The organism is Streptomyces nojiriensis (assembly GCF_017639205.1).
GTDB classification, from domain to species: Bacteria; Actinomycetota; Actinomycetes; order Streptomycetales; family Streptomycetaceae; genus Streptomyces; species Streptomyces nojiriensis.
Genome location: NZ_CP071139.1, coordinates 6016807 through 6042751, shown reverse-complemented (window position 1 = coordinate 6042751; position 25945 = coordinate 6016807). Strand labels below are relative to the sequence as shown.

Below are 25945 nucleotides of genomic sequence, written 5' to 3'. Positions count from 1 at the left end.
CGGTCCCACAAGGCAGTACGTGAGACGAGGGGGCGTCAGTGTCGACGCACGAGCTCTACACCGAGATCCCGGGCGAGCCGGTCTGGCAGGTTCCCGCCGCCGGCTCCGCCCGCTTCAGCTGGGAGTACGCCGACGGCCGCGAGCGGCTCCTGGCGCTCTACCAGAAGGGCAAGGACAAGCAGTGGGACGGCGGCAAGCGCATCGACTGGGACATCGAGGTGGACCCGTTCAATCCGCTGGGCACCCCCGAAGAGGCCCTGCCGCTGTACGGGACGCGGCACTGGGCCAAGCTCACCGCGAAGGACAAGGGCGAGCTGCGCCGGCACTACGCCTCCTGGAACTTCAGCCAGTTCCTGCACGGCGAACAGGGCGCGATGGTGTGTGCGGCACGCATCGTGGAGTCGGTGCCCGATCTGGACGCGAAGTTCTACTCCGCCACGCAGACCATGGACGAGGCCCGGCACGCCGAGATCTTCGGGCGCTTCCTGCACGAGAAGGTCGGGATGCTGTACCCGATCAACGACAGTCTCCAAGGGCTGCTGGGCGACACCCTGCGCGACTCCCGCTGGGACATGCCGTACCTGGGCATGCAGGTGCTCATCGAGGGGCTGGCGCTCGCCGCCTTCGGGCTGATCCGCGACACGACCACCAAGCCTCTGCCCAAGCAGCTCCTGGCGTACGTGATGCAGGACGAGGCCCGGCACGTGGCCTTCGGGCGGATGGCGCTGCGGGACTACTACAAGCAGCTCACGGACGCCGAACTGCGCGAGCGCGAGGAGTTCGTGATCGAGGGCTGCTACCTGATGCGGGACCGGCTGCTCGCGGTGGAGGTGCTGGAGAACTTCGGGATCGCGGCCAAGGAGGCGGCGCTGATCAGTGAGCAGTCGGAGTTCCTGCAGCTGTTCCGCAAGCTGCTGTTCAGCCGGATCGTGCCGTGCGTGAAGGACATCGGGCTGTGGGGCGAGCGACTGCAGCGGGCCTATCTGGACCTCGGCGTCTTCGACATGGGCGACTCGAACCTGGACCTGCTGATGAGCCAGGACGAGGAGATCGCCGAGGCCCTGGACCGCGAGCGGTTCGCGGCCGAGGAGTCGGCGCGGGTGGCGGAGGTCGAGGCAGCCATCGCCGAGGGATCGGGCGCCCCCTAGGCCGTCTCTTTCGGATCTTGTCGGCCGAGCTCGCGGCGTTCGGCGTCATGGGGCCTCCCCAGGCCCGCCAGGGCCGAGGGGAAGCATGGCAAGGCGGAGGGGCGCGCTGTGTACTGGACGTACTCGGGTGCGCCGACAACGCGGCCAGGTGCGGTGCCGGGCGTCGCGGGCCCGGCAAGATCCGGAAGGGACGGCCTGGCGGGCGTCCGGGATCTCCTGGGCGGTCGGGCCGCGGCTCCGGTCAGCCGGTCGCCAGCGCGGCCTCCATCACCGCCCGCGCGATCGGCGCCGCCGCGCCGTTGCCGCTGATGTCGCCCCGGTCGGCCGACGCGTCCTCGACCACCACCGCGACCGCCACCTGCGGCAGCGCCGTGCCCTCGGCCCTGGCCCAGGAGATGAACCAGGCGTACGGGGTCCCCGCGTTGCCGACGCCGTGCTGCGCGGTGCCCGTCTTGCCGCCGACCACCGCGCCCGGGATCGCGGCGTTGCGGCCCGTCCCGTTCTCCACCACCTTGACCATCAGCTCCTGCAGCCGGAGGGCGGTGGCCGGGTTCATCGCCCGGCCCAGGCTGCGCTGGTCGCCGCGCCGGACCTGGGAACCGTCGTCCTGGGTCGTCCGTTCCACCAGGTAGGGGTACGTGAGCTCGCCGCCGTTCGCGACGGCCGCCGCCACCATGGCCATCTGCAGCGGTGTCGCCGTGGTGTTGAACTGCCCGATCGAGGACAGGGCCAGCTGGTCCTGGCTCATGTCGGTGTCGAAGTTCGACCGGGAGACCCACGAGGGCACCCGCAGCCCCTCGGTGTTGAAGCCGAAGCGCCGCGCGGCCTCCACCATCTTGCGCAGCCCGACCTGTACGCCGATCTTCGCCATCACCGTGTTGCAGGACCACTGCACCGCGTCCGCCATCGAGGCGTCCTCGCAGCCGGTGCCCGCGTTCGGCAGCAGGGTGCTGGTCCCGGGCAGCGGGTAGGGGTCGGGGGTGCGGGTCGGCGCGTCCACATCGGTGACCACGCCCGCGTCGAGGGCGGCCGCAGCCGTCACGATCTTGAAGGTGGAGCCGGGCGGGTACGTCTCGCGCAGCGCCCGGTTGAGCATCGGCCGGGCGGGGTCCGCGTTCAGGGCGGACCAGGCCTCCTTGACCTTCGTACCCGTACCGGAGAGCACGGAAGGGTCGTACGAGGGGCTGCTGACCAGCGCGAGGATCTTCCCGGTGGCGGGCTCGACGGCGGCGACCGCGCCGCGCTTGCCGGCGAGCCCGGCGTACGCGGCGAGCTGCATGCCGGAGCGGACGGTGGTGGCGGCGTTCCCGCCGGCGGGGCGGCCGCGGGCCAGCTCGTACCAGAGCGGGAAGGCGGAGAGCCCGGGGTCGGTGCCCGACAGGATCGCGTCCTCGGCGCGCTCGACGAAGCTGGTCCCGTAGGTCTGGGAGGAGAAGCCGGTGACGGGCGCGTAGAGCGGGCCGTTCGCGTACGTCCGCTCGTAGCGCAGCAGTTGGCCGCTGTCGCGGGAGCCGGTGACGGGGCGCCCGTCGACCAGGATGTCCCCCCGGGGCTTGGCGTAGCGCTCGATGGCGGGGCGCTTGTTCGCCGGGTTCGCGCCGTAGGCGGCGGACTCCCAGACCTGCACGCGGGCGATGTTGACCAGCAGGGCGACCAGCAGGAGGGCGCAGAAGTACGCGCACCAGCGGATGTAGCGGATCACTCGGCCGGCTCCTTCGCGGGGCGGGGTCTGCGGGCGCTGTCGCTGAGCCGGACCAGCAGGGCGACGATGATCCAGTTGGTGACGACGGAGGAGCCGCCCTGCGCGAGGAAGGGCATGGCCATGCCGGTGAGCGGGATCAGGCCGGTGACGCCGCCCGCGATGACGAACACCTGGAGCGCGACGATCGAGGCGAGCCCGGTGGCGAGCAGCCGCCCGAAGGGGTCGCGCAGGGCGAGCCCGGCGCGGAAGCCGCGGGCGACGAGGAGCCCGTAGAGGAGCAGGATCGCGGCGAGGCCGACGAGGCCGAGCTCCTCGCCCGCGGTCGCGAGGACGAAGTCCGACTTGGCGGCGAACCCGATGAGGAAGGACTGGCCGTGGCCGAGGCCGGCGCCGAGGATGCCGCCGGCGCCGAAGGCGAAGAGCGACTGGGCGAGCTGGCCGGGGCCCTCGCCGCGCTCGATGGAGGCGAACGGGTTCAGCCAGTCGTCCACCCGGCCGTGCACGTGCGGTTCGAAGGTCCCGACGGCGTACGCGCCGAGGGCGGCGAGCAGCAGCCCGATCGCGATCCAGCCGATCCGCCCGGTGGCGGTGAACAGCATGATCACGAACAGCCCGAAGAACAGCAGCGAGGTTCCCAGGTCCCGTTCCAGGACCAGCACACCGACGCTGAGCAGCCAGATCGCGAGGATCGGGCCGAGCACGCGGCCGGGGAGGAGCCGGAGCTTCCAGAAGAGCCGGCGGCCGGTGAGGGCGAGCGCGGTGCGGTTCGCGGCGAGGTAGGCGGCGAAGAAGACCGCGAGCAGGATCTTGGCGAACTCCCCCGGCTGGAAGGAGAGCCCGGCGAACCGGATCCAGATGTGCGCGCCGTTGACCGCCGGGAAGAAGACGGGGATCAGCATCAGGACGAGGGCCACCGCGACGGAGAGGTACGCGTAGCGCTGGAGCACCCGGTGGTCGCCGAGCAGCGCGACGACCAGGACGAAGAGTGCCACGCCCAGCGCGGACCACAGGAGCTGGTCCCCGGCGGTGAGGTGCCCGGGGGTGGTCGCGTCGAGGCGCTGGATGAGGACGAGGCCGAGGCCGTTGAGGAGGACGGCGATGGGGAGCAGGAGGGGATCGGCGTACGGGGCCCGCAGGCGGACGGCGAGGTGCGCGAGCAGGGCGGCGGCGCACAGACCGGTGGCGTAGCGGGCGGCGGGGCCGGGGATGTGGCCGGAGGTGGCGAGGCCGACGTAGAGGTGACCGAGGACGGAGATCAGGACGGCTCCGGCGAGGAGGGTCAGCTCGACGCCGCGCCGTTTGGGGGCGCCGGCGCCCGGGGGCGGGGGCGGGGCGGGCTCCGCCACCTTTGCCGTCAGAGCGGTCATACACCGAAACGTAGCAAGCAGGCGGATGATATGTCCGCTTATGCCATAGTGTGCCGAAGAGTCGTCACAAACGGTCGGAAGTATCCCCGCACGTGAGGAGCCGAGGCGCATGGGACCTGTGGAATTCATCGTCCTCGCCTTTCCGGAGGAACAGCTGCGGGCCCCGGCGGTCGAGGCCGTGATGGGACTGCGCAAGACCGGGGTGGTCCGGCTGATCGACGGGATCGTGGCGACGAGGACGGCGTCGGGGGAAGTGCTGGCGGCCGAGTTCGACGAGTTCGTGGAACTGAACGGCCTGCTGACGGGCCGGGACGTGGCGCGGCTGATCGGGCCGGAGGACATCCAGGAGGCGGCGGGGCTGCTGGAACGCGGAAGCTGCGCACTGCTGCTCGTCGTCGAACACCTGTGGGCCGAGGACGCGGCGATCGCCGTACGGGCCGCGGGCGGCCGGATCGTCGGCTCGGTCCGCATCCCGCCGGACCGGGTACCGGCGGACCCACGGGCGGGGGTGGCCTGATGTTCATCCGCCCGATGGGAGTAACGGTCCGCGCGGCGAACCGCCCGCCGGGGCACCCGCTGCTGCGGGGCCTGCTGGCTCGGGCGTCGGGGGCGGCGGAGCCGACGGCGGGCTCGGTGGGGGCCCCGGGGCCGACCGCAGCGGGCCTGGCGGGCCCGACGGGCCCGGCAGAACCACCACCCGGACCACCGCAGGAATTCCCGCAGCCGGCCGAACCGGAGGCGGAGGCGGAGCCTGGGGCGGTGACCCCGCCGGACCGGGCCGCCGCGGCCGCGCCGGCCCCCTCGGCCGGCCTGGTGGCGGAGCTCACCCAGCTGGCCGGCCTGGCCCGCGAGGGCCTGCTGACCCCCCAGGAGTTCACGACGGCCAAGGCCCGCCTGCTGCGCGGCTGAGGGAGCGGCTGCTCGGCGCCGGACGGAACCCCCCGCACACACTTCGGATCGAACGCACATCCGGCTGTGGTTGACTGCCCCGCATGGACCTCGCACAGGGGGACACACCCCCTTTCGACCCCGAACTGGGCCTCGTACTGGCGGCTTGGGGGGACGCGGTGCGCGACCCCCTCACACCGGAGAACCTCGCGGCCCAGCAGGAACGGGACCTCGCGACCCGGCCCCGGCCGACGGTCGGGGAACTCCGGGCCGACGGACGCTTCGAGGTGGCGGAGCTGCGCGTACCGGGACGGGACGTCACGCTCCTGAGCGCCCGGCCCGCCGAAGCCACGGGCCCGCTCCCCCTGCTGTACTACATGCACGGCGGCGGAATGGTCATGGGCAACGCCCCGTCCGTACTCCCGCAGCTGCTGCGCGAATGGGCATCCCCCCTCGGCCTGGCCGTCATCTCCGTCGAATACGGCCTCGCGCCCCGGGCGCAGTACCCGGAACCGCTGGAGGACTGCTACGCCGGCCTCGCCTGGGCGGCCGAGCACGCGGCCGGCCTCGGCATCGACGCCGAGCGCATCGTCATCGGCGGCAAGAGCGCGGGCGGCGGCCTCGCCGCCGCGCTCGCCCTGCTCACCCGCGACCGGGGCGGCCCCACGCCGATCGGCCAGCTGCTCCTGTGCCCGATGCTCGACGACCGCAACACCACCTTCTCCAGCCACCAGATGGCCGGCGTCGACATCTGGGACCGCACCTCCAACACCACCGCGTGGCAGGCGCTCCTGGGCGACCGGTTCGGCGCGGCGGACCTCCCGCCGTACGCCGCTCCCGCCCGCGCCACGGACCTGTCGGGGCTCCCCCCGGCCTACATCGACGTCGGGTCGGCCGAGACCTTCCGGGACGAGGACGTCGCGTACGCGGACGCGATCTGGCGCGCCGGCGGCCAGGCCGAACTGCACGTATGGCCCGGCGCCTTCCACGGCTTCGACAGCCTCGCCCCCGAGGCGGCCCTCAGCCAGGACGCGCGCAACGCCCGCACCCGCTGGCTCCGGCGCGTCCTCGCGCAGCCCGCGAACGTGGAGACTTAGGTCACGCGCACCCGTGTCACAGGGGGTCGGGCCACCTCGTCTCAGGGGTGTAGCCAACGACGACCACCGAGGAGCACACCATGGACGCGCGCCCCGGGGCGGGGGGTCACAGCAAGGCCGTCAGGCGCTGAACGCTGCGGCCGCCCTCACGGCGCACGCCCAGGGGGATCAGAGCGGCGTGGGCCGGCAGGCGCACTCCCCCGGTGAACGCCACCCGGGTTCCCGGGCCTTCCGGCGCCGCCGCCACGCCGAGCAGGAGGAATCGGCTCTGCAACCAGCACCAGCCGGGCTGCTGCACCCCGCGCAGTCGCGCCCGCATTCCGTACCTGCTGCGCACCAGCGCCTCCACGTGCCTGCCTTGTCGGCGCACGACGCGCAGCCGCTCCATGTCGGGCACGACCTGCCCGAAGGCGCCTTCCAGGTCGCCCAGCAGGGACCAGACCCGTTCGAAGGGGGCGTCGACGTACGCCTCGGTCACGTAGGCGCCGCGAACGCCTCCGGCCAAGGCGTGCAGACGGCGTACGGGGTCGAGGTCCGTGACGGGCCAGGGCTCGTTCATGACGTCCACGCCTTCCTGAAGGTGTTGCGGGCGCGGTGCAGCCGCGACTTGAGGGTGCCCGGTCGCACGCCGAGCAGGTCAGCGGCGGTGCGCTCGTCCAGGCCTTCGATGTCGCGCAGCATCAGTACCGCGCGGTGCTCGGGGGAGAGCCGGCCCAGTACGTCCTTGATGTCGGCGGAGAGTTGCGGGTCGCCTCGGTCGGGGAGCGCGCTGAGATCGGCCGGTACGGTGCGGGCGGCGCGGTGCGCGATGCGGATCGCCTCCCGTACCGCGATGGCACGGACCCAGCCGTGCAGTGCGGCCGGCTCCTTCAGCGTGCGCAGCGACTTGAAGACCGCCACCAGGGCCTCCTGCGCAGCGTCCGGGCCCTGGCCCAGGGCTATGGGCGCGCAGACGCGGCTCACGTACGGGGCGAGGACGTCCAGGAGTTCGGCCATGGCGAGGGTGTCGCCACGCTGGGCGGCTCGCACGAGCCGGACCGTCCGGTCCTGTGGTCGTTCGTCAGGCACGGGCCGTTTCCTTCCACCTCGCCACGCGCAGGGCGGCGACGGCCAGGGCGGCGCACAGTGGGGTGTAGAGGATGAGGTTGAGCCAGTAGAAGGCGGTGCCGGTCTCCTTGGCGAACAGCCAGTAGATGCCCGCCGAAGCGCGCAGCGAGAGGCCCGCGGCCACGGCCAGGGTACCGACGCGGAGTATCAGCGGGCGGGGCCGGCGCGAGCGGGCGAGGACGAAGGCGGCGGCGGTGAGGAGCAGGGCGACAAGGGGAAGCAGGACCGGTGGTGTGAACGGCACGTCCGTCCCGAGAACTGCGTGGGACAGGCTCTTTTCGTCGGCCGCGGGCCATGTGGCTCCCGTCGTCCAGTACAGGTGGAGCACTGCGTCCGCGGTGAGCACCGAGGCGACGAGCGCGGCAGCGCGGGTCGGGGCCGGGGCGGCGGGCCGGTACGGCATGGGTTCTCCTACGTCGGCGAGAGGATTCCGTCGCCCTGATGAGGAGCCGTCCCCGCGAAACGTTCCCTCGGAGTACGTGAATTCTTCCGTGCCCAACCGGTCTACCGGCCGGCTCGGCCGGCTTCTTCTTGCAGCTTGCGGGCCCGTTCGGCCGGGTGGTAGGTCGGCCCGACACCTTCGATCAGCAGCAGGTCGCCTTCGATGTGGTCGGTGCGCAGGTGCAGGATGCTCCGGTAGGCGGGAGAGCCGTACCAGGCACGGGCTTCGGTCAGACCGGGGAACTCGATCAGCACCATGCTGCCGGGCCAACTGCCCTCTACGACTTCCGCCGGCGGGCCGTGAATGACGAAGCGGCCGGCGAAGGGGTCGAGGGTCGCCTGGATCCTCTCCAGGTACTCGATGACGTCGGAGTGATTCCGGCGGCTGCGGAGATGAGCGAAGCCGTAAGCAGGCACCACGGGGCTCCTTCGTTCCTTGGGTGAGTGATGACCGGGAAGGTAGCCGAGAGCCCTTGGGCAGTGCGATTACCCCGCAGGTAATTGAGCAGACGGGTGACCTGGGCCAAGAAGCATGAGACAGCGCCCATTTCGTCGTGGATGCAGGTCAGCCCCAGTCTGGGCACGTGGCTATGGGGTGATGCTCGCGCTGACCCGGCTCCACGACGAAACAGCGAGCGCTCAGCCCCGGATGGCCGTCGGACGCCGAGAGATGAGAAGCGCGTAGCGATCGGGCGCGCTCCCCGACGCGGGCCCTGGTCTGTGATGGGCCCCGCCTCTCGGTCGTGCCGGCCGGGACCTCCTCGCGCATCTCTGGCCGCCCCGCGCCTGAAGGCATCCCCCGGCCCGTTCCTTTGGGAGTTTCCCGGCGGTCTTCGTATGTCCGGGGCGGGTCGGTCGGTCAAGGGTGGCCGAAGGCCATCACGCAGTGACGCGACGTAGGAGCGCCCTTGAGGGACCGGCCCGAACCGGAGGGACGATGGGACTGACGGGAAACCCCCATACGCCTCCCTGATTCCGCCAGAGCGTCTCCCGCCCCCGAGGCCCCCAACCGGGTGAGGTCCGGCGACCGGCCGACTCCGCTGGAGGATTTGTCATACCGGGCGTGGCAGCATCGGCCGCCTCGGAGGTGATCACATGTCATATCGGCTGACATATCGGCCGCTTCGCGCCGTCTGCATCGCCGCAGTGCTCGTCGTCGCCGGGCCGGTCCCCGGGGCCGGGGCCGAGCCCGGGCTTCCCGAGGGGGAGTCCGTCGGGGTGCTGCTCACCCGCCTGCAGGGCCTGTACCAGAAGGCGGAGGAGGCCGCCGAGGCCTACAACGCCACCGACGTGGCCCTCCGGGCCGGCCAGGCCGAGGAGCGGCTGCGCGCCGCCGAACTCGGCAAGGCCCGTACCGCGCTCGACTCCGAGCGGGCCCTCGCCGGGCGGATCGCCCGGGAGCAGTACCAGGGCGGCCTGGGGCTGTCCCCGTACGCGCGGATGCTGCTCGCCGGGAACCCGCAGGCCGCCCTCGACCAGCGTCGGCTCGCCGCCCGCGAGGGTGCCCGGCGGGCGGGCGTACTGGCCCGGCTCGCCCGGGGCGAGAAGAAGGCCGACGCGCTCGCCGTCCGGGCCCGCGAGGCCCTGGACACCCGGCAGGCCCTGGCCGCGCAGCAGAAGCTCCACAAGGACGAGGTCGCCGCGCAGCTCAAGGAGGTCGAGCGGCTGCTCGCCGGCCTGACCCCGGATCAGCTCACCCGGCTCGGCGCAAAGGAGGCCGAGAACACCGCCGCCGCGCAGCGGGACCTGGTCGGTTCGGGCCGCCTGCCCACCCGTACGGGCACCCCCACGGCGGCCGGTGGCGCCGCCCTCACGTACGCGGCGGCCCAGATCGGCAAGCCGTACGTCTGGGGCGCCGAGGGGCCGGGGTCATTCGACTGCTCCGGGCTTACCTCTCAGGCCTGGGCGCACGCCGGGCGCGTCATCCCGCGGACGAGTCAGGAGCAGTGGGCCCAGCTGCCGAAGGTGCCGCTGGACCGGCTGCGCCCCGGGGACCTGGTGGTCTACTTCCCCAAGGCCACCCACGTGGGCCTGTACGTCGGCGACGGCAAGGTGATCCAGGCGCCGCGGCCGGGGGCGCGGGTCAAGGTCTCGCCGATCGCCGCGAACCCGCTGCTGGGGGCGGTCCGGCCGGACCCGGACGGTGCCCCGCTCGCGGAGTTCACCCCGCCCGCGCTGCCCGAGGCGGCGGCGGGCGGGGTGGAGGACGATGCCGGCTACTCCGCGGAGGAGGCCCCGGCGGCCCCGGCGGCCGCGGACGCCCCGGCTGCCGACGCCGACGCCGACGCCGAAGCGACCTCCGCCAGGTAGTCGGCGGTGTCCTCGGGGTCGTAGAAGTACGAGTCGAAGTCGGCCGGGTTGTCGAAGCCGTTGGCGAATCGATTCGCCACCGGCTGCAGCTGCCCGGCCGCGCCGATCAGGTTCAGTACGTGCTCCGGCGGGACGCCCAGCATCGCGTTCGTCCACTGGGTCACCGGCTTGCCCGTGGTGAACCAGTACTTGTCGAAGGTGGCCTTCATCCAGGCCTCGTCGAACGGCTTGTCCCCGTGCATCAGGATCGACGACAGGTACGAGGCGGCGCACTTCGCGGCGGAGTTCGAGCCCTGCCCGGTGATCGGGTCGTTCGCGACGACCACGTCCGCGACGCCCAGCACCAGGCCGCCGCCGGGGAGGCGTCCGATCGGGTTGCGGACGACCGGCGCGTAGCGCCCGGCGAGCGTGGCGCCCGCGTCCGTCAGCTCCACCTTCGTCGCCCGGGAGTACTCCCACGGCACGAACTTCTCCATCAGCTCCAGCGTGAGCGCCAGGTGCTCGGCCGGGTCCTTGACGCCGTTGAAGACGTCCAGCGGACCGCCCGGGAGGCCCTCCCAGAACAGGATGTCCGCCCGGCCCGAGGTGGTCAGGGTGGGCATGACGAACAGCTCGCCGACGCCCGGGACCAGGTTGCAGCGGACCGCTTCCGTCTCCGGGTGCTCCGGGCGCGGGCCCAGGCCGTGCACGTAGGCGACGGCGAGCGCGCGCTGCGGGGCGTCGTACGGGGAACGCGCCGCGTCCCGCCCGAACATCGAGACGAGCTCGCCCTTGCCGGCGGCGACCAGCACCAGGTCGTACGTACGGGAGAAGAAGTCGAGGTCGGCGACCGAGGCGCCGTGGATGACGAGCTGCCCGCCCCGCTGGACGAAGGTGTCGAGCCAACCGGCCATCTTCACGCGCTGGTCGACGGACTGGGCGTACCCCTTGAGCCTGCCGAGCCAGTCGATGGCGCGGCCGGCGTCGGGGGTGGCGACGGAGACGCCGAGGCCCTCGATCTTCGGGGCCTGCTGCTCCCAGAAGTTGATCTGGAGATCGCGCTCGTGCTGCAGGGCCGTGTCGAACATGCACTGCGTGGACATCACCCGCCCGGTGCGGATCTCGTCCGCCGTCCGGTTGGACATGAGGGTGACCTCGTACCCCTTCGACTGGAGTCCGAGGGCGAGCTGGAGACCGGACTGGCCGGCTCCCACGACAAGTATCCTGCGCATCTCTCACGCTCTCTGTTCGGGGTGCTCTATTCGGGGGTGGTGTCGAGGGCGTGGCCCACCAGGGCGAGCAGTGATTCGACCACCGTGTCGCGGCGCCGGGCGTCCATGATCACGACGGGTACGTGGGGCGGGACGCTGAGCGCCTCGCGCACGTCGTCGGGCTCGTACGACTGCGAGCCGTCGAAGTGGTTGACGGCGACGGCGTACGGGAGCCCGCAGGTCTCGAAGTAGTCGAGGGCCGGGAAGCAGTCGCGCAGGCGGCGGGTGTCGGCGAGGACGAGACCGCCGATGGCGCCGCGCACCAGGTCGTCCCACATGAACCAGAACCGCTCCTGGCCGGGGGTCCCGTACACGTAGAGGACGAGGTCGTCGTCGAGCGTGACGCGGCCGAAGTCCATGGCGACGGTGGTGGTGTTCTTGTCGGGGGTGCCGGACAGGTCGTCGGTCGGGGCGCTCGCCTGGGTCATCACCGCCTCGGTACGCAGCGGGGTGATCTCGGAGACGGAGGAGACGAAGGTGGTCTTGCCGACGCCGAAACCGCCCGCGACCAGCACCTTGACGGCGACGGGTGCACGGGAGCGGTCGTACTGCCAGGGCTGGGCCGGCTCGTCGTCCGACTGCGGCAGGGACACCGGATTGTCAGAGACGGCGAAGACCACTGAGCACCCTTTCCAGCAGCGCGCGGTCGGGCCGGCCGCTGCCGTGGCCCGTTCCGTAGACGCGGATCCGTCCCTGGTCGGCGAGGTCGCTGACGAGGACCCGCACCACGCCGAGCGGGAGCTTCAGGAGCGCGGCTATCTCGGCGATCGTCCGCATGCGGCGGCAGACCTCGACGATGGCGGGCATCTCGGGCATGCGGTCGGGCTTCTGCGGTTCGGAGACCTTCGTGTCCAGGGTGGCGACGAACGTCTCGACGTGCAGGACCTGCGTGAAGCGGGTGCGGCCGCCCGTGAGGGAGTACGGGCGGACGCGGGCGGGGCGGCGGTCGGCGCCGCGTATCGGCAGCCGGTCGGAGGCCGTACTCCTCACGGGGTGTTCTCCATCGACTGGCGCAGCTCACTGCGGACTTCGGGGGTCAGGACGTGGCCGGCGCGGCCGACGAACAGGGCCATGTGGTAGGCGACGACGCTCATGTCGCAGTCGGGGGTGGCGTGCACGCCCAGCAGGGAGCCGTCGCTGATGGCCATGACGAAGACGGAGCCGTGCTCCATCGCCACCATGGTCTGCTTGACCGAGCCGGTCTCCATGAGGGCGGCGGCGCCGGTGGTGAGGCTGCCGAGGCCGGAGACGATGGTGGCGAGGTCGGCGGACGCGCCGCGCGGGCCCCTGGGCTTGGGCCGGTCGGCCGGTTCGGCCGCGCCCGCTCCCGGGTCGGAGGACAGGAGCAGCAGCCCGTCCGACGAGACGACGGCGACGGAGTTGACGCCGGGCACCTCCTCGACCAGGTCGGTCAGCAGCCACTGCAGGTTGCGGGCCTGGGTGCTCAGTCCGTACGTACTGGGCGCGGTCATGTGCGTGCCTCCTGTGCGGTGTCCCCCCGGTCGGTCTTGCTCTGGCCCTGCCGCTGCGCCGGCCCCTGGTCGAGGGGCTGGTCGAGCGTCCGGTCAGGGGCGTGGTCGGGCCCCTGGTCCTGGGCCAGTTCGGCGGCGACGACGCGCCGTCCGTCCTGGGCTCCCTGGTAGAAGCCTCCGAGGCGGCGCCGCAACTCCTCGGCGTCGACCCGGCGTGGCGGCTGGGCCGGTCCGTCGGCCCGGGCCGTGCGCTTGGCGGGGACGGTGCGCGGGGTCCGCTTGGGCAGGCCCTTGTCCGTGACGTCGGCTTCGCCCTCGGCCTGGTCGGCCGGGTGGCTGCCCTGGCGGGGGAGCCAGTTGCCCTCGGCCGGGGCGTGGGTGTGCGGCTCCGGCTCCGGCTCGGTTTCCGGTACGTCGGCCACGGGCGCGGCGGTGTGCGCCGCGGCCGGGATCTCCTCGGCGGGGTCCACCGCGCCGGAGACGGGCTGCTCCGCGTCGGGGACGACCCGGGCGAGCAGCTGTTCCTCGGGGGTGGGCCCGTCCCCTGCCGGAGCCTCGGCCACGAACACCTGGTCGGCGGGGACCGGTTCGGCCTCGGCCGGCGCGTCGGCGGCCGGCTCCGTCCCGGCGACGACGGCGGGGCCGGCGAGCGCCTCGGCCAGGGTGATCGGGACCGCCGCGACGGCGGGCTCGGGGGCCGGTTCCGGCTCGGCGGCGACCGGGACGACCGGCTCCTCGGCGAGGACCTCGGCAGCAGCAGCCACGGCTTCGGTCTGCGCCTCGGCCTCGGCTTCCGCAGCCGCTTCCGTGGCGGCATCCGCGTCCACGCCTGCATCCGCGTCCACGCCTGCGTCCGCGGCCGCGTCGGGAGCGGCATGCGCCCCGCGCCGCCGCGGCGGCAGCGTGTTCTCGTTCGCCTCCGCTATCACTCCCGGCAGCCGCAGCGCGGGCGCGCCCGGCATGGCCAGGGTGTGCACCGGTGAGACCGCCGGGGTGTTGGGCAGCAGCGCCGCCGGAACGACCACCAGGGCCTCGGTCCCGCCGTGCCGCGGGGTGCGCAGCTCGGCGGTGACCCCGTGCCGGGCCGCGAGCCGTCCGGCCACGTACAGGCCCAGGCCGAGGCCGTGTTCCGCCTCGGGTTCTTCGTCGTAGGCCTCGGGCGTGGCCAGCCGGGCGTTCAGCGCTTCCAGGCGGTCCTCGGTGACGCCGATGCCCTCGTCCACGACGGACAGCACCACGTCGCCGGAGCCCTGCAGCCAGCCGGACACCTTCACCTTGACTTCCGGCGGGGAGAACGTGGTCGCGTTCTCCAGCAGCTCGGCCAGTACGTGCGAGATGTCGTCGGCGGCGTGCCCCGCGACCTGCGTGTACGAGGGCAGCGCGGCGATGTCGACGCGCTCGTAGCGCTCGATCTCGCTGACGGCGGCCCGCATCACGTCGACCAGCGGCACCGGCAGGCCCTGCCCGTGTCCGTGTTCCTGCCCGGCGAGGACCAGCAGGTTCTCGTTGTGGCGGCGCATCACGGTCGCCAGGTGGTCCAGCTTGAAGAGGGTCGCCAGGCGGTCCGGGTCCTGTTCCTTGGACTCCAGCTCCTCGATGACCGCGAGCTGGCGCTCCACCAGGCCCAGGGTCCGCAGCGACAGCGAGACGGAGGTCGTCGACATGATGCGCCGGTGCTCCTCCAGCCCCGCCCGCAGCTTCGTCAGTTCCTCCTCCAGCACTTCCCGGCCGGCGGCCAGCGCCTCGCTGCGGCCGATGATCCGGCGCCGGTCGGCGTCGAGCCCGGCGATCCGGGTGTGCAGGGAGACGGTCTGGTCGCGCACCGCGTTCAGGTGGCGCACGACCTCGGCGAACTCGTCGTTGCGGCCCGTGAACCGCACCGGTTCCACCGAGCCCTCGGGCGTGGCCAGCCGCTCCGCGCCGCGGCGCAGGACCGACAGCGGCCGGGTCAGCGACCGCGCCACGGCGGTCGAGACGCCGACGGCGAACAGGAACAGCAGGCCCAGCAGCGCGATCACGATTTCGAGCCGGGTCACGTCGTCGTCGCGCAGCGTGGCCAGGGCGGTGGCCCGTTCGCTCGCGAGGGTGGCCTCGACGGTGCGCATGCGGTCGATGCGGGCGGTCAGCGCGGTGCCGACGGCGGCCCCGTCGGTCTTTCGGTCGGCGGGCGTCAGGGTGGGCCGGTCGGTGAGCCGCTTGAGGAAGTCGTCGGCCGTCTTGACCTCGGGGCCGGTGACGGTGGCGGCCAGGGTCTGGCGTACGTCGGGCCGCGCGGCCCGCGCGAAGTCGTCGAGGGCGGCCTGTTCCCGTACGCGCGCCCGCTGGGCGGCGGCGGTGAGTTCGTCGACGACGGCCGAGTTGGGGGGCTGGTCGCCGCGGGGGACGGCCAGCGCGGCGAGCAGCAGTCCGCGGGTGGCCGAGGCCTGTTCCACGGCCTGGCCCAGCGGGGCCAGCGGGCGGGTGGTGGTGAGGGCGGCCTCGGCGCGCGGCGGGGTCAGCACGGCGAGCCGGTCGCCGGGGGCGAGGAGTTCCGCGATGACCCCGGCGTAGGCCTGGTGGACGGCGAGGGCGCTGCCCTTGCCGTCGACGGCCTCGGTGCGGACGGTCCGTACGCGGGCGAGGGCCTGGGCGGTCGCCTCGTCGGCCTCGGCCTGGACCTCGGCGAGCTGCCGGTCGGTCCCGGCGATGCGCTCCTGGACGGGTCCCTTGGCCGTGCCGGGCCGGCCCTTGGCGGCGTACTCGACGACCGCGTCACGCTCGTCACCGAGGAGGTGCGTGAGGGTGAGGGTCTGCCGGGTCCGTTCCGCGAGGGTGACCAGGTGCTGGGAGTCGTTCAGTTCCCTCGACGCGGAGACGACGGCGGGCGCGCCTGCCGCGAGGACTGTGAGGCCGGCGACGGCTACGCCGACGACCAGCCTGCGGCGCACGCGGACGCGGCGTCCTGCGGGGGCCGGGCCGTCGGCGGCGGTGCCGTTCTTCCGAGACCGCTTCTTCTGCACCGGTGCTCGCAATCCTGTACGTGTGCTCTTGCTCGTCTACTCGTGTGGCCGAGGTAACGGCCGGTCAACAAGTAAACGCCCCCTGCCCCCTCGTACCGCCTCAGACCTTTGCAGCGTGCTGGGGAGAGAGCCGCACATCACCCAACCGGCCACCCGAACGAGTGAACATCAAGGATGAGTTGCCGACCAACTCGGGCACCCCGTGCCGGAGCGTCTCCCTGGACAGGTGGTTGAAAGATCGATACGGGCTTTGGCAGGATGCCCGCCCACACGACCGCCCCGGCGCCCCGACCCTCGCGGCCCGCCCCGGGCGGCGGGTGCGCGGGGCGGCCCGCGCGCACCCGATTTGGTACGGACCTTCCCCCGCCCACCGCGCCGCGCGCGGCAGAATGCGGCCATGCGCATCGACCTCGCCTCGGCCCCCGGCCACCAGGAACGCCCCAATGAGGACTGGGTGTCGGCCGCGATCCCCGCTTCGGGCGGCGGCGTCCTGGTGGTTCTGGACGGGGTCACCCCGCCCCGCGGCGACGACGGATGCGTGCACGGAGTGCCCTGGTTCGCCGCCCGCCTCGGCGGCCGATTGACCGAACTGTCCGGATCGCGGCGGGACATGCCGCTCGATCAGGTTCTGGCCGAGTCCGTCCGCGCCACGGCCGAAGCCCACCGGGACACCTGTGACCTTTCTCACGTACGCACCCCGCAGGCGACGGTCGTCGTGGTGCGCTGGGACGCGGAGTACGTGGAACACCTCGTCCTCTCGGACTCCGTACTGCTCCTGCAGGCGCCCGGCGGCGAGGTGACGGCCGTGCTCGACGACCGGCTGGACCGGATGCCGCCGGAGGTGCTGCGCTCGGTGGCCGCGACCGACGCCCTGCGCAACGCGGAGGGCGGCTTCTTCACGGCGGCCGCGGATCCGGCGGTGGCGGCCCGGGCGGTGACGGGGCGTACCCCGCGCGGGCGGGTACGGGCGGTGGCCGCGCTCACGGACGGGGCGAGCCGGTGGACCGACACCTTCGGGCAGGGCGACTGGGCCGACTGCCTGGCGGTGCTGCGGAAGGAGGGTGCGCAGGGGCTGATCGGCCGGGTGCGTGCCATCGAGTCCGACGCGGCCCGCCCGGCGGCGGCCCGGTCCAAGCGGCACGACGACGCGTCGGCGGTCTACGCGGAGCTCTGAGCGGTCCCGGCTCCGGGCGGTCCGGGGATCCGGACTCCGGGCGGTCCCGGCTCCGGGCGGTCCGGGGATCCGGACTCCGGGCGGTCCCGGCTCCGGGGTCCTGCGGTGCCCTACTCCCCGCCCGCGTTCAACTGGTTCAGCAGCCGGGCCAGTTCCGCCACTTCGCCGCGGTCCCAGTCGGCGAGCTTGCGCATGTACTGCTCGCGGCGCGCTCCGCGGACCCGGAGGAACCGCTCCCGGCCCTCCTCCGTGAGGCCGACCAGGGAGGCCCGGCCGTCGGCGGGGTCCGGCTCGCGGGCCACCAGGCCGAGCACCTCCAGGGCCCGCAGCTGCCGGCTCATGGTGGCCTTGCCGACCCCGAAGTAGGCGGCGAGCTCGGTGGCCCGCTGCCGGCCGGCCGCCTCCAGGCGTACGAGGAGCCCGTACGCGGCCGGCTCCAGCTCGGGGTGGAGCTCGCGGGCCATCTCGCCCGAGGAGGCGCGGGCCCGCCGGAGGAAGACGGACAGCTCCCGCTCCAGGGCAAGGAACTCCTGGTCTTCGCTCCCGTGCACGTCCCGCTCCTTCGATGATGTGTGGCACCCACGTGGATGCGGGGCCAGTATTTCGCAGCGGGTGTGCCGACGGCCCGGTACCCCGCCGGAGCGGGACACCGGGCCGTGTGCACGCGTCAGGCCGCCGCGACGACCGCGGCTTCCGCCCGGGCCAGGGCGAGCTCCAGGACCTGGCGCACATCCGTCACCGGGTGCACCTCCAGCTTCTCCAGCACCTCGGCCGGGACGTCGTCCAGGTCGGCCTCGTTGCGCTTCGGGATGATGACGGTGGTCAGTCCGGCCCGGTGCGCGGCGAGCAGCTTCTGCTTCACCCCGCCGATGGGCAGGACCCGCCCGGTCAGCGAGACCTCACCGGTCATGGCCACGTCCGTGCGCACCTGCCGTCCGGAGAGCAGCGAGGCGAGCGCGGTGGTCATGGTGATGCCCGCGCTCGGACCGTCCTTGGGCACGGCGCCCGCCGGGAAGTGGATGTGCACGCCCCGGTCCTTCAGATCGGCGACCGGGAGCTCCAGTTCCGCGCCGTGGGAGCGCAGGAAGCTGAGGGCGATCTGCGCCGACTCCTTCATGACGTCGCCGAGCTGGCCGGTGAGGGTCAGGCCGGCCGCGCCCGTCTCCGGGTCGGCCAGCGAGGCCTCCACGAACAGCACGTCGCCGCCCGCGCCGGTCACCGCGAGGCCGGTGGCCACGCCGGGGACGGCGGTGCGCCGCTCGGCCGGGTCCTGGGCGGACTCCGGTACGTGGTGCGGGCGTCCGATCAGGGCCCGCAGGTCGTCGGCGCCGATGCTCAGGGGCAGCTCGCGCTCGCCCAGTTCGTGCTGCGAGGCGACCTTGCGCAGCAGCCGGGCGAGGGACCGCTCCAGGGTGCGTACGCCCGCCTCGCGGGTGTACTCCCCGGCCAGCCTGCGCAGGGCGTCCTCCCCCAGGACCACCTCGTCGGGGCCGAGTCCGGCACGCTCCAGCTGGCGCGGCAGCAGGTGGTCGCGGGCGATGACGACCTTCTCGTCCTCGGTGTACCCGTCGAGCCGGACGAGCTCCATCCGGTCGGCCAGGGCCTCGGGGATGGCCTCCAGGACGTTGGCGGTGGCCAGGAAGACGACATCGCTGAGGTCCAGTTCCACCTCCAGGTAGTGGTCGCGGAAGGTGTGGTTCTGCGCCGGGTCGAGGACCTCCAGCAGGGCGGCCGCCGGGTCGCCGCGGAAGTCGGAGCCCACCTTGTCGATCTCGTCGAGGAGGACCACCGGGTTCATCGACCCGGCTTCCTTGATCGCCCGGACGATCCGGCCGGGCAGGGCGCCGACGTAGGTCCGGCGGTGGCCGCGGATCTCTGCCTCGTCGCGGACGCCGCCGAGGGCGACGCGGACGAACTTGCGGCCCATGGCGTGGGCCACGGACTCGCCCAGCGAGGTCTTGCCGACGCCGGGCGGCCCGACGAGGGCGAGGACGGCGCCGCCGCGGCGGCCTCCGATGACGCCCATGCCGCGCTCGCCGCGCCGCTTGCGGACGGCCAGGTATTCGGTGATGCGGTCCTTCACGTCGCCGAGGCCCGCGTGCTCGGCGTCGAGCACGGCCCTGGCCCCCCGGATGTCGTACTCGTCCTCGGTGCGCTCGTTCCAGGGCAGTTCCAGCACGGTGTCGAGCCAGGTGCGGATCCAGGATCCCTCCGGGCTCTGGTCGCTGGCCCGCTCCAGCTTCTCGACCTCCTTGAGCGCGGCCTCCCGCACCTTCTCGGGGAGGTCGGCGGCCTCGACGCGGGCGCGGTAGTCGTCGGACTCCTCGCCGTCCTTCTCGCCGTTCAGCTCGCGCAGTTCCTTGCGTACGGCTTCCAGCTGCCGGCGGAGCAGGAACTCGCGCTGCTGCTTGTCGACGCCGTCCTGGACGTCCTTGGCGATGGACTCGGCCACGTCCTGCTCGGCGAGGTGGTCGCTGAGCGCCTTGACGGCGAGCCTGAGGCGGGCGACCGGGTCGGCGGTCTCCAGCAGTTCGACCTTCTGCTCGACCGTCAGGAAGGGCGAGTACCCCGAGTTGTCCGCGAGCGCGGAGACGCCTTCGATCTGCTGGACCCGGTCCACGACCTGCCAGGCGCCGCGCTTCTTGAGCCAGCTGGTGGCGAGTGCCTTGTACTCCTTGACGAGCTCGGTGACCGCCCCGGGCAGCGGATCGGGCACCGTCTCGTCGACGGTCTCGCCCTCGACCCAGAGCGCGGCTCCGGGGCCGGTGGTCCCGGCGCCGATGCGGACGCGGCCGAGGCCGCGGATGAGCGCGCCGGGGTCCCCGCCGGAGAGCCGGCCGACCTGTTCGACGGTGCCGAGCACACCGGTCCCGGCGTACGTCCCGTCGATGCGCGGCACGAGCAGGACCCGGGGCTTGCCGCTGCCGCTCTTCCCTGCGGCGGCCTGTGCCGCCTCCACGGCGGCGCGTACCTCGGCGTCGGACAGGTCCAGCGGTACGACCATTCCGGGCAGCACGACCTCGTCGTCGAGCGGCAGCACGGGCAGGGTGAGTGTGACGGACGTCGAAGCCATGATCTTCCCTCCGGCAGTGAAGTTGAGCTCTGCCGACTCAATGCATGTGCGCCTCCTGTTGTTCCCCAAGGCCCGTTCGCCCGGGGCGAACGCGTCAGACCGCGGAGACGCGGATGTTGCCCGAAGTGGTCTGCACCGAGACGCGGGAGGGCGCGGAGGCCTCGTCGGGAAGGGTGACGTCGCGGGCGCCGGAGTCGGTGGAGACCTTGATGCGGTACGGGGCCTGCGGGACCTTCAGGGCGACGTCGCCCGAGCTGGTCTCGGCGAGCACCGATGCCGGGGCCTTCGCGAAGTCCAGGCGGGCGTCGCCCGAGGACGAGCGGATGTCGGCGCTCGGGCCGGACAGGCCGGTGGCGGTGATCTCGCCCGAGGAGGTGCGGACCTTCAGCGGGCCGCCGATCCGGTCGGCCGTGACCGTCCCGGAGTCGGCCTCCACCTCGGCCCCCGCCACCCCCGTCACCGTGATGGCGCCGCTGGAGCTCTCCAGCTCGACCGTGGCCGCGGCCGGAACCTCCAGCCGGTAGTCGATGTAGCAGTTGCCGGAGCAGCTGTCGCTGAAGGTCAGTACGCCCCCGGTGACCTTCTGGCCGGTCGCCGGGACGGTGTCCCCGCGGTAGTGGACGGTGCGGTGGACCGTGACTCCGGGACCGGTCCCGGGGGTGACGGCGATCGAGCCGGACCGGGCCCCCGTCACCTTCACCGCCCCGACCGCCTCGGTGACCGCGGCATCGGCGGCCGCCGTCTTGTAGGCACCGTCCGCGAAGGCGCCGCCCGAAAAGGAGCAGCCGGCCAGGAGGAGGCCGGCGCCGAGGGCGGCGATCGCGGTGCGGGCCGTGCGGGTGGAGGTGGCGTGAGAGGTCATGGCCCGATTCTGGTTCGGGAGCGCGCCCCGGGCCGATGGGGCTCGTACCCGAACCCGGGGTGGGGCTAACCCCCGTCGTGCCCCGTCCCCCCGGCCGTCACGGGCCGGTGGTCACGGGCCGGTGGTCACGGGGAACTCCGAGGGCCTGGCGGGCGTGCCGGGCATGCCCCACTCGCTCCAGGAGCCGTCGTACACCGCGATCTCCTCGTACCCGGCGAGGTCGGCGCCGAGGGCCAGTACGCAGGCGGTCACCCCGGATCCGCAGCTGAGGTAGAGCCGTTCCCGATCCCCCGTCAGCGCCCGGAAGGCCGCGCGCAGTTCCCCGGCCGGCCGCATCAGGCCGCTCGGGTCCTGGAGTTCGGCGAACGGCAGGTTGACCGCGCCGGGCATGTGGCCGCCGCGCAGGCCCGGGCGGGGTTCGGGGGCGGTACCGGCGAAGCGTTCCCGCGTGCGGGCGTCGAGGACGGCCGCGGCCGGGTCGGCCAGGGCCCTCGCGACGGTGGCGCCGTCGACCAGCAGCCCCGCCCGGGGCCGGGCGGTGAAGGAGCCGCGCGGCCCCTCGTACGACGGGCCGGTGTCCGAGACCGGCAGGCCGGCTGCGGTCCAGGCGGGCAGTCCCCCGTCGAGGACGGCGGCCCGGTCGAAGCCCATGGCGCGCAGCATCCACCAGGCGCGGGCGCTGGAGTAGACGCCGGCGCCGTCGTAGACGACGACGGTGTCCGTGTCCTCTACGCCGAGGGCGCGCATCGCCTCGGTGAACTCCGGGGCCCCGGGCATGGTGTGCGGGGCGGGCGCGGAGTGGTCGGACAGGGGGCCGTCGAGGTCGAAGGGGCGGGCGCCCGGAATCCGCCGGGCCGCGGCGCGGTGGGCGCCGACGGAGGCGTCGAAGAGGACCAGGCCGGGGGCACCCAGCCGCCGGGCGAGCCAGTCCACCCCGACGAGCGGTCCGGGAAGGGGCCCGGGCCGCGCTTCGGGCCGTGCTTGGGACGCGGCGTCCTGGGGCTGGGTCATGCGGCACCTCCGGCTGTACGACACGTGTCGCCCCATCCTGCGACGCGGCCCGCACCGGCTCCCCGCCCGGGGTCAGCCGCAGCCGCCCGGCCGGGCGTAGACCGCCACCCGGGCGCCGCGCACCCCGGTCATCGAGCACAGGTCGAAGTGGGCGGCCAGCTCCTCCCGCTTGACCGCCTCCCGCGGGTACGCGTCCAGCGGCTGACCGGCCGGGTCCAGCAGCACGATCACCCGGGGCGAGGCCAGCAGGGCCGACCGGATCCGGTCCGGGGGCAGCTCGGTGCCCTGGAGGCTGTGCGAGGCCGCCGGGGTGCGGTCCAGGGCCACGTCGCGAAGTTCCGCGTACAGCCCGGGCGATGACAGCAGCCACTCGCGCCTGCGCGAGGGCGTGAACAGCACCGCGTCTCCCGGCCGGGCCCGCTCCCGGACCGCTGCGGCCACCGCGAGCACGTCGTCCTTGCGGCTCTCCGGGGTACGCAGCCACACCGACCAGATGCCGAAGGGCACCAGGAGCGCGCCCGCCAGCAGCCACGGCCACCACCCGCGGGCCTGCGCGAGCCGGACCCCCGCCAGCAGGGCGAGCCCGGCCAGCGCGTAGATCACGTACCGGTCGACGTACCAGGGGTTGAACAGTGAGATCACCATCAGCACCCCGGGCGGCAGCAGGACGAGCGGGAGCGCCACCCGTACGAGGTCGGGCGGAGCGCCCCGCGCGAGGAGCAGGGACGCTGTGCCCACCACCCCGTACGCCACCCAGTCCTGCCAGCTCGGCCGCCCGAGCCAGCCGAGCTGCTGCTCGGCCTGCCGGGCGCTCACCACGGCCAGCGGCAGCAGCAGGACCACCAGGACGGCGGCACTCCGGCGCCAGCCGCGCGAACGCCACGCGGTGAAGGCGTGGGCGAGCAGGGCGAGCGCGGCGAACTCGTGCAGCCAGCAGCCGATCAGCAGCACCACCGTGTAGGCCGGCCACCGCTCGCGCAGCATCAGGTACGTCGCCCACACCACGGCGGCCGCGACCAGGGCGTACGAGCGCCCCTCCTGGGCGTACATCTGTACGGGGGGCAGTACGGCGTACGCACAGCCCGCGAGCAGCGCGGCCCGCTCCCCCGCGAGCCGGTGGGCGACGGCGGCCACCCCGGCGGCCGCGAGGGCGGTGGCGGCCACGGAGGGCAGCCGCAGCGCCCACAGGCCGCCCTCCCACACCTGGAACACCCCGTGCATGAGCACGTAGTGCAGGCCGTGCACGGCGTCGACCCGGCCCAGCAGCTCCACGATCCCGCCGAGCGGCCGGTGGGCCACCTGCCAGGTGACGGACTCGTCGCGCCACATGCTGCCGCCCCGCTCCAGGTCCCACAGGCCGAGGAGCACGGCCAGCAGCGGCGGGAGCAGGCGCCAGGGGGCGATCCGGCTGATGTCGGCCTCCGCGTGCGGTCGGGACGGGTGTCGCAACGGGTGTGCGGACTCCATACTCGGGGTTGGGCACGAGTCCCGGCGGAGGTGGGTGTGCGCACGTTACGAGCGGTTGCGGTGGCGGTGCTGAGCACGGTGGTCCTGGCGGGCTGCGGGCCCTCGGGGCCCGGGGGCGGCGACGACCCGGCCCCGAAGCCCTCCACGGAGCCGGGCACGAGCGCGAGCGCGTCCGCGGACCCGAGCACGGGCGCGAGTACGGGCCCGAGCACGGACGCGACGGCCGGCCCGACCGCGAGCCCCACGGCCGGTCAGGTCCCCGCCCCCGGCGAGACCCTGGTCCGGGTCACCCGGACCGGCGGCTTCGCCGGGCGGACCCACACCCTCGTCGTCAAAGGCGACGGCTCCTTCACCCGGCTGGACGCCGAGGCGAAGCCGACGGGCACGGGCAAGCTGTCCGGGGCGGAGCTCGCCCGCCTGAGCACCGCCTTGCGGGAGGCCGATTTCGCCCGGCTGCCCCGGGTCGCGACCGGCGGTCCCACGATCTACGACGGGTTCTCCTACGTCTTCGTGCACGACGGCCACGAGGTGGCCGGCGACCAGGGGTCCCTGCCGGAGGCCCTGACGAAGGTGCTGGACGCGCTGCCCCCGTTCACCGGCGGCTAGGCCGTCCGGGCCGTCTCTTTCGGCCTAGGTGTGTTGTCCCGGGACGTTGGTGACACGCGTGCTGGGTACTTGAAATGGGTGAGGGCCTCCGGGTTCGGTGTGGATTGCGACATCTGCACCGATCCGAGGAGGCCCTCGTGCCCCACCGTAACGCCCCGCTGACCGAGACCGGGCGACTGCGCCTGGCCCGCTGTGTCGTGGACGACGGCTGGCCGCTGCGGCGGGCAGCGGAACGTTTCCAGGTCAGCCACACCACCGCCGCCCGCTGGGCCACCCGCTACCGGCAGCTGGGCATCGCCGGAATGAGTGACCGCTCCAGCCGACCGCACCACCAGCCGCGCCGAACACCGGCCGAGGTGGAAGACCAGGTACTGCGTCTGCGGCGTGAACACCGGATCGGGCCGCTACGGCTCGCCGCGCGCTGCGGCATCACACCCTCGACCGCCCACCGCATCCTGATCCGTCACGGCCAGCCACCACTGGCCGCACTCGACCGGGCCACCGGCGAACCCATCCGCCGCTACGAACGCGCCCGCCCCGGCGAACTCGTCCACATCGACGTCAAGAAACTCGGCCGGATCCCCGACGGCGGCGGCCACAAGACCCTCGGCAGAGCCGAAGGACGCCGCAACAAGACCGGTACCGGCTGGGCCTACCTACACACCGCGCTCGACGACCACACCCGCCTCGCCTACACAGAAGACCTGCCCGACGAGACCGCCCCCACCTGCGCCGCGTTCCTGCAGCGGGCGACCGCCTGGTTCGCCTCCCTGGGCATCACCGTCGAGCGGGTCCTGACCGACAACGCCTGGGCCTACAGCAAGAACACCTGGCGCGATACTTGTCGTGACCTGGGGATCAGCCCCAGGCGGACTCGGCCCTGGCGTCCACAGACCAACGGCAAGGTCGAACGCTTCCACCGCACCCTGCTCGACGAATGGGCCTACCGGCAGCCCTACACCTCAGACCACGAGCGCATGGAAGCGTTTACCGACTGGCTGCACTGGTACAACTACCACCGACCCCACACCGGCATCGCAGGCCAAACACCCGCCAGCCGCGGCACCAACCTGTCCGAACAACACACCTAGGCCGTCTCTTCCGGATCTTGCCGGGCCCGCGACGCCCGGCACCGCACCCGGCCGCGTTGTCGGGGCGCCCGAGTACGTCCAGTACACGGTGCGCTCCTCCGCCTTGCCATGCTTCCCCTCGGCCCTGGCGGGCCTGGGGAGGCCCCATGGCACCGGACGCCGCGGGCTCGGCCGACAAGATCCGAAAGAGACGGCCTAGGCCGGCGTGGCCGCGATCTCCCGCAGCAGCCGGTCCAGGAATCCGCGCAGCCGGGCCGGCATGTCCACGCTTCCGGGGGCCAGCACCCACTGGATCTGCAGGCCGTCCATGACGGCGAGGATCTCCCGGCCGACGGCCTCGCAGTCGGTGTCCGGGCGCAGTTCGCCGCGGGCGACGCCCGCCTCCAGCAGGTCGACGGTGTAGCCGAGCACCCGGGCGTAGCGCTGGGTGAAGTACGCGTGTGCCGGGTGCTCCGGGTTGCCGGACTCGCCGACCAGGGTGTTGAACATCCGGACGATGCCGGGCCGCCGCTCGTTGTCTGCGGCGAGCCCCACGACGGTGGCGAAGTGGGCGGCGACCGACTCGGCGGGCTCGCTGAACAGGCGGTCCACGTCGTGCCGCTCGCTCTGGGCGAGGACCGAGAGCAGCAGGTCCTCCTTGCCGCGGAAGTGGTGCAGCAGTCCGCCCTGGGTGATGCCGCAGTCGGCGGCGATGCGGGCCAGCGAGGACGCGTTGAAGCCCCACTGCGCGAAGTGCTCGACGGCCGTGTCGAGGATCTTCTGCCGCCGGGCGTCGCCCACCGCGTAGGTCCCCCGGGCCGAGCCCTTCGAGGTCTTCGAGGCCGTCCGCCCCGTGTCCTGTGCCATGCGGACACCCTAAGCCGCAGCCCTTTCCGGCCGC

Annotated in this window: 25 protein-coding genes; 8 read left to right on the top strand and 17 right to left on the bottom strand. The window is 73.3% G+C overall.

The window, feature by feature from the left end; translation table 11 throughout:
* Nucleotides 1-38: 38 nt before the first annotated feature.
* Nucleotides 39-1148, top strand: a complete 1110-nt coding sequence (locus JYK04_RS28315) for a ferritin-like domain-containing protein (protein WP_189743180.1) — start codon at nt 39-41, stop codon at nt 1146-1148.
* Between the two features lie 241 nt (nt 1149-1389).
* Here the strand turns inward: JYK04_RS28315 and JYK04_RS28310 are convergent, their stop codons facing one another.
* Together JYK04_RS28310 and JYK04_RS28305 are read right to left on the bottom strand one after the other, a co-directional pair.
* A complete protein-coding gene (locus JYK04_RS28310; RefSeq protein ID WP_189743181.1) occupies nt 1390-2850 on the bottom strand; it encodes a penicillin-binding transpeptidase domain-containing protein in 1461 nt (486 codons plus the stop codon).
* The gene (locus JYK04_RS28305; protein ID WP_229876356.1) at nt 2847-4217 is read right to left on the bottom strand and encodes an FtsW/RodA/SpoVE family cell cycle protein; all 1371 of its coding nucleotides are present in this window, start codon (nt 4215-4217) and stop codon (nt 2847-2849) included. Before JYK04_RS28305 ends, JYK04_RS28310 begins: the two co-directional genes overlap by 4 nt.
* 109 nt (nt 4218-4326) lie before the next feature.
* Here JYK04_RS28305 and JYK04_RS28300 point away from each other — a divergent pair, with 109 nt between their 5' ends.
* From JYK04_RS28300 to JYK04_RS28290, 3 genes are all read left to right on the top strand, one after another.
* Entirely contained in the window at nt 4327-4734 is a 408-nt protein-coding gene (locus JYK04_RS28300) for a DUF6325 family protein (protein ID WP_189743182.1), read from the top strand.
* Nucleotides 4734-5126: an SHOCT domain-containing protein gene (locus JYK04_RS28295; protein WP_189743183.1), complete on the top strand. Its 393-nt coding sequence runs from the start codon at nt 4734-4736 to the stop codon at nt 5124-5126. The genes JYK04_RS28300 and JYK04_RS28295 overlap by 1 nt, the downstream gene beginning before the upstream one ends.
* Nucleotides 5127-5209: 83 nt before the next feature.
* Nucleotides 5210-6202 carry an alpha/beta hydrolase gene (locus tag JYK04_RS28290; protein ID WP_189743184.1) on the top strand — a complete coding sequence of 331 codons (993 nt, stop codon included), beginning with the start codon at nt 5210-5212 and terminating at the stop codon, nt 6200-6202.
* A 106-nt stretch (nt 6203-6308) separates the two neighbouring features.
* On the opposite strand, the gene JYK04_RS28285 is transcribed toward JYK04_RS28290, so the two are convergent.
* The 4 genes from JYK04_RS28285 to JYK04_RS28270 all read right to left on the bottom strand — a co-directional run bounded on the left by JYK04_RS28285 (nt 6309) and on the right by JYK04_RS28270 (nt 8167).
* Nucleotides 6309-6761, bottom strand: coding sequence for a hypothetical protein (locus tag JYK04_RS28285; RefSeq protein ID WP_189743185.1), 453 nt, complete (start codon nt 6759-6761; stop codon nt 6309-6311).
* On the bottom strand, nt 6758-7270 hold the full coding sequence (locus JYK04_RS28280) for an RNA polymerase sigma factor (protein ID WP_189743187.1): 513 nt from the start codon (nt 7268-7270) through the stop codon (nt 6758-6760). Before JYK04_RS28280 ends, JYK04_RS28285 begins: the two co-directional genes overlap by 4 nt.
* Entirely contained in the window at nt 7263-7712 is a 450-nt protein-coding gene (locus JYK04_RS28275) for a DUF3995 domain-containing protein (RefSeq protein WP_189743189.1), read from the bottom strand. Before JYK04_RS28275 ends, JYK04_RS28280 begins: the two co-directional genes overlap by 8 nt.
* Before the next feature lie 101 nt (nt 7713-7813).
* Entirely contained in the window at nt 7814-8167 is a 354-nt protein-coding gene (locus tag JYK04_RS28270; RefSeq protein WP_189743191.1) for a DUF1330 domain-containing protein, read from the bottom strand.
* Nucleotides 8168-8845: 678 nt separating this feature from the next.
* Here JYK04_RS28270 and JYK04_RS28265 point away from each other — a divergent pair.
* Nucleotides 8846-10060, top strand: coding sequence for a C40 family peptidase (locus tag JYK04_RS28265; RefSeq protein WP_373297479.1), 1215 nt, complete (start codon nt 8846-8848; stop codon nt 10058-10060).
* Here JYK04_RS28265 and JYK04_RS28260 read toward each other — a convergent pair.
* Genes JYK04_RS28260 through JYK04_RS28240 form a run of 5 tightly spaced genes read right to left on the bottom strand, consistent with a single transcriptional unit; the run spans nt 9967 to nt 15781 of the window.
* A complete protein-coding gene (locus JYK04_RS28260; RefSeq protein WP_189743193.1) occupies nt 9967-11271 on the bottom strand; it encodes a styrene monooxygenase/indole monooxygenase family protein in 1305 nt (434 codons plus the stop codon). The two genes, JYK04_RS28265 and JYK04_RS28260, sit on opposite strands and share 94 nt — an antisense overlap.
* A gap of 26 nt (nt 11272-11297) precedes the next feature.
* A complete protein-coding gene (locus JYK04_RS28255; protein ID WP_189743195.1) occupies nt 11298-11930 on the bottom strand; it encodes a GTP-binding protein in 633 nt (210 codons plus the stop codon).
* Nucleotides 11911-12300 (bottom strand): DUF742 domain-containing protein, encoded by a 390-nt coding sequence (locus JYK04_RS28250; RefSeq protein WP_189743197.1) that lies wholly within the window; start codon nt 12298-12300, stop codon nt 11911-11913. Before JYK04_RS28250 ends, JYK04_RS28255 begins: the two co-directional genes overlap by 20 nt.
* Nucleotides 12297-12782, bottom strand: a complete 486-nt coding sequence (locus JYK04_RS28245; RefSeq protein WP_189743199.1) for a roadblock/LC7 domain-containing protein — start codon at nt 12780-12782, stop codon at nt 12297-12299. The genes JYK04_RS28250 and JYK04_RS28245 overlap by 4 nt, the downstream gene beginning before the upstream one ends.
* Nucleotides 12779-15781 (bottom strand): sensor histidine kinase, encoded by a 3003-nt coding sequence (locus tag JYK04_RS28240; protein ID WP_189743201.1) that lies wholly within the window; start codon nt 15779-15781, stop codon nt 12779-12781. Before JYK04_RS28240 ends, JYK04_RS28245 begins: the two co-directional genes overlap by 4 nt.
* Before the next feature lie 397 nt (nt 15782-16178).
* Between JYK04_RS28240 and JYK04_RS28235 the strand changes: the two genes are divergently transcribed.
* Nucleotides 16179-16955 carry a protein phosphatase 2C domain-containing protein gene (locus tag JYK04_RS28235; protein ID WP_189743203.1) on the top strand — a complete coding sequence of 259 codons (777 nt, stop codon included), beginning with the start codon at nt 16179-16181 and terminating at the stop codon, nt 16953-16955.
* A gap of 110 nt (nt 16956-17065) precedes the next feature.
* Here the strand turns inward: JYK04_RS28235 and JYK04_RS28230 are convergent, their stop codons facing one another.
* The 5 genes from JYK04_RS28230 to JYK04_RS28210 form a co-directional block, all read right to left on the bottom strand.
* Nucleotides 17066-17506, bottom strand: a complete 441-nt coding sequence (locus JYK04_RS28230; RefSeq protein WP_033218751.1) for a MarR family winged helix-turn-helix transcriptional regulator — start codon at nt 17504-17506, stop codon at nt 17066-17068.
* A 116-nt stretch (nt 17507-17622) separates the two neighbouring features.
* Entirely contained in the window at nt 17623-20028 is a 2406-nt protein-coding gene (gene lon, locus JYK04_RS28225) for an endopeptidase La (RefSeq protein WP_189743205.1), read from the bottom strand.
* Nucleotides 20029-20122: 94 nt separating this feature from the next.
* Complete coding sequence (locus tag JYK04_RS28220) at nt 20123-20890, bottom strand: DUF4097 family beta strand repeat-containing protein (protein WP_189743207.1); 768 nt, start codon at nt 20888-20890, stop codon at nt 20123-20125.
* A gap of 111 nt (nt 20891-21001) precedes the next feature.
* Entirely contained in the window at nt 21002-21901 is a 900-nt protein-coding gene (locus tag JYK04_RS28215) for a sulfurtransferase (protein WP_189743209.1), read from the bottom strand.
* Nucleotides 21902-21973: 72 nt separating this feature from the next.
* Nucleotides 21974-23350, bottom strand: coding sequence for a glycosyltransferase family 39 protein (locus JYK04_RS28210; protein WP_229876359.1), 1377 nt, complete (start codon nt 23348-23350; stop codon nt 21974-21976).
* Between the two features lie 54 nt (nt 23351-23404).
* Here JYK04_RS28210 and JYK04_RS28205 point away from each other — a divergent pair, with 54 nt between their 5' ends.
* Together JYK04_RS28205 and JYK04_RS28200 are read left to right on the top strand one after the other, a co-directional pair.
* Nucleotides 23405-23974 carry a hypothetical protein gene (locus tag JYK04_RS28205; protein ID WP_189743213.1) on the top strand — a complete coding sequence of 190 codons (570 nt, stop codon included), beginning with the start codon at nt 23405-23407 and terminating at the stop codon, nt 23972-23974.
* Nucleotides 23975-24111: 137 nt separating this feature from the next.
* On the top strand, nt 24112-25065 hold the full coding sequence (locus JYK04_RS28200) for an IS481 family transposase (protein ID WP_189748766.1): 954 nt from the start codon (nt 24112-24114) through the stop codon (nt 25063-25065).
* 195 nt (nt 25066-25260) lie between these two features.
* Here JYK04_RS28200 and JYK04_RS28195 read toward each other — a convergent pair whose 3' ends face one another.
* Nucleotides 25261-25911, bottom strand: a complete 651-nt coding sequence (locus JYK04_RS28195; RefSeq protein WP_189748460.1) for a TetR/AcrR family transcriptional regulator — start codon at nt 25909-25911, stop codon at nt 25261-25263.
* Nucleotides 25912-25945: the final 34 nt, after the last annotated feature.

Bases quoted from the DNA above. Each gene is read 5' to 3' on its own strand.
- JYK04_RS28215 (WP_189743209.1), bottom strand. From the start codon at position 21,901: ATGACCCAGCCCCAGGACGCCGCGTCCCAAGCACGGCCCGAAGCGCGG.
- JYK04_RS28220 (WP_189743207.1), bottom strand. From the start codon at position 20,890: ATGACCTCTCACGCCACCTCCACCCGCACGGCCCGCACCGCGATCGCC.
- lon (WP_189743205.1), bottom strand. From the start codon at position 20,028: ATGGCTTCGACGTCCGTCACACTCACCCTGCCCGTGCTGCCGCTCGAC.
- JYK04_RS28300 (WP_189743182.1), top strand. From the start codon at position 4,327: ATGGGACCTGTGGAATTCATCGTCCTCGCCTTTCCGGAGGAACAGCTG.
- JYK04_RS28285 (WP_189743185.1), bottom strand. From the start codon at position 6,761: ATGAACGAGCCCTGGCCCGTCACGGACCTCGACCCCGTACGCCGTCTG.
- JYK04_RS28305 (WP_229876356.1), bottom strand. From the start codon at position 4,217: ATGACCGCTCTGACGGCAAAGGTGGCGGAGCCCGCCCCGCCCCCGCCC.
- JYK04_RS28195 (WP_189748460.1), bottom strand. From the start codon at position 25,911: ATGGCACAGGACACGGGGCGGACGGCCTCGAAGACCTCGAAGGGCTCG.
- JYK04_RS28295 (WP_189743183.1), top strand. From the start codon at position 4,734: ATGTTCATCCGCCCGATGGGAGTAACGGTCCGCGCGGCGAACCGCCCG.
- JYK04_RS28260 (WP_189743193.1), bottom strand. From the start codon at position 11,271: ATGCGCAGGATACTTGTCGTGGGAGCCGGCCAGTCCGGTCTCCAGCTC.
- JYK04_RS28245 (WP_189743199.1), bottom strand. From the start codon at position 12,782: ATGACCGCGCCCAGTACGTACGGACTGAGCACCCAGGCCCGCAACCTG.
- JYK04_RS28290 (WP_189743184.1), top strand. From the start codon at position 5,210: ATGGACCTCGCACAGGGGGACACACCCCCTTTCGACCCCGAACTGGGC.
- JYK04_RS28265 (WP_373297479.1), top strand. From the start codon at position 8,846: ATGTCATATCGGCTGACATATCGGCCGCTTCGCGCCGTCTGCATCGCC.
- JYK04_RS28235 (WP_189743203.1), top strand. From the start codon at position 16,179: ATGCGCATCGACCTCGCCTCGGCCCCCGGCCACCAGGAACGCCCCAAT.
- JYK04_RS28275 (WP_189743189.1), bottom strand. From the start codon at position 7,712: ATGCCGTACCGGCCCGCCGCCCCGGCCCCGACCCGCGCTGCCGCGCTC.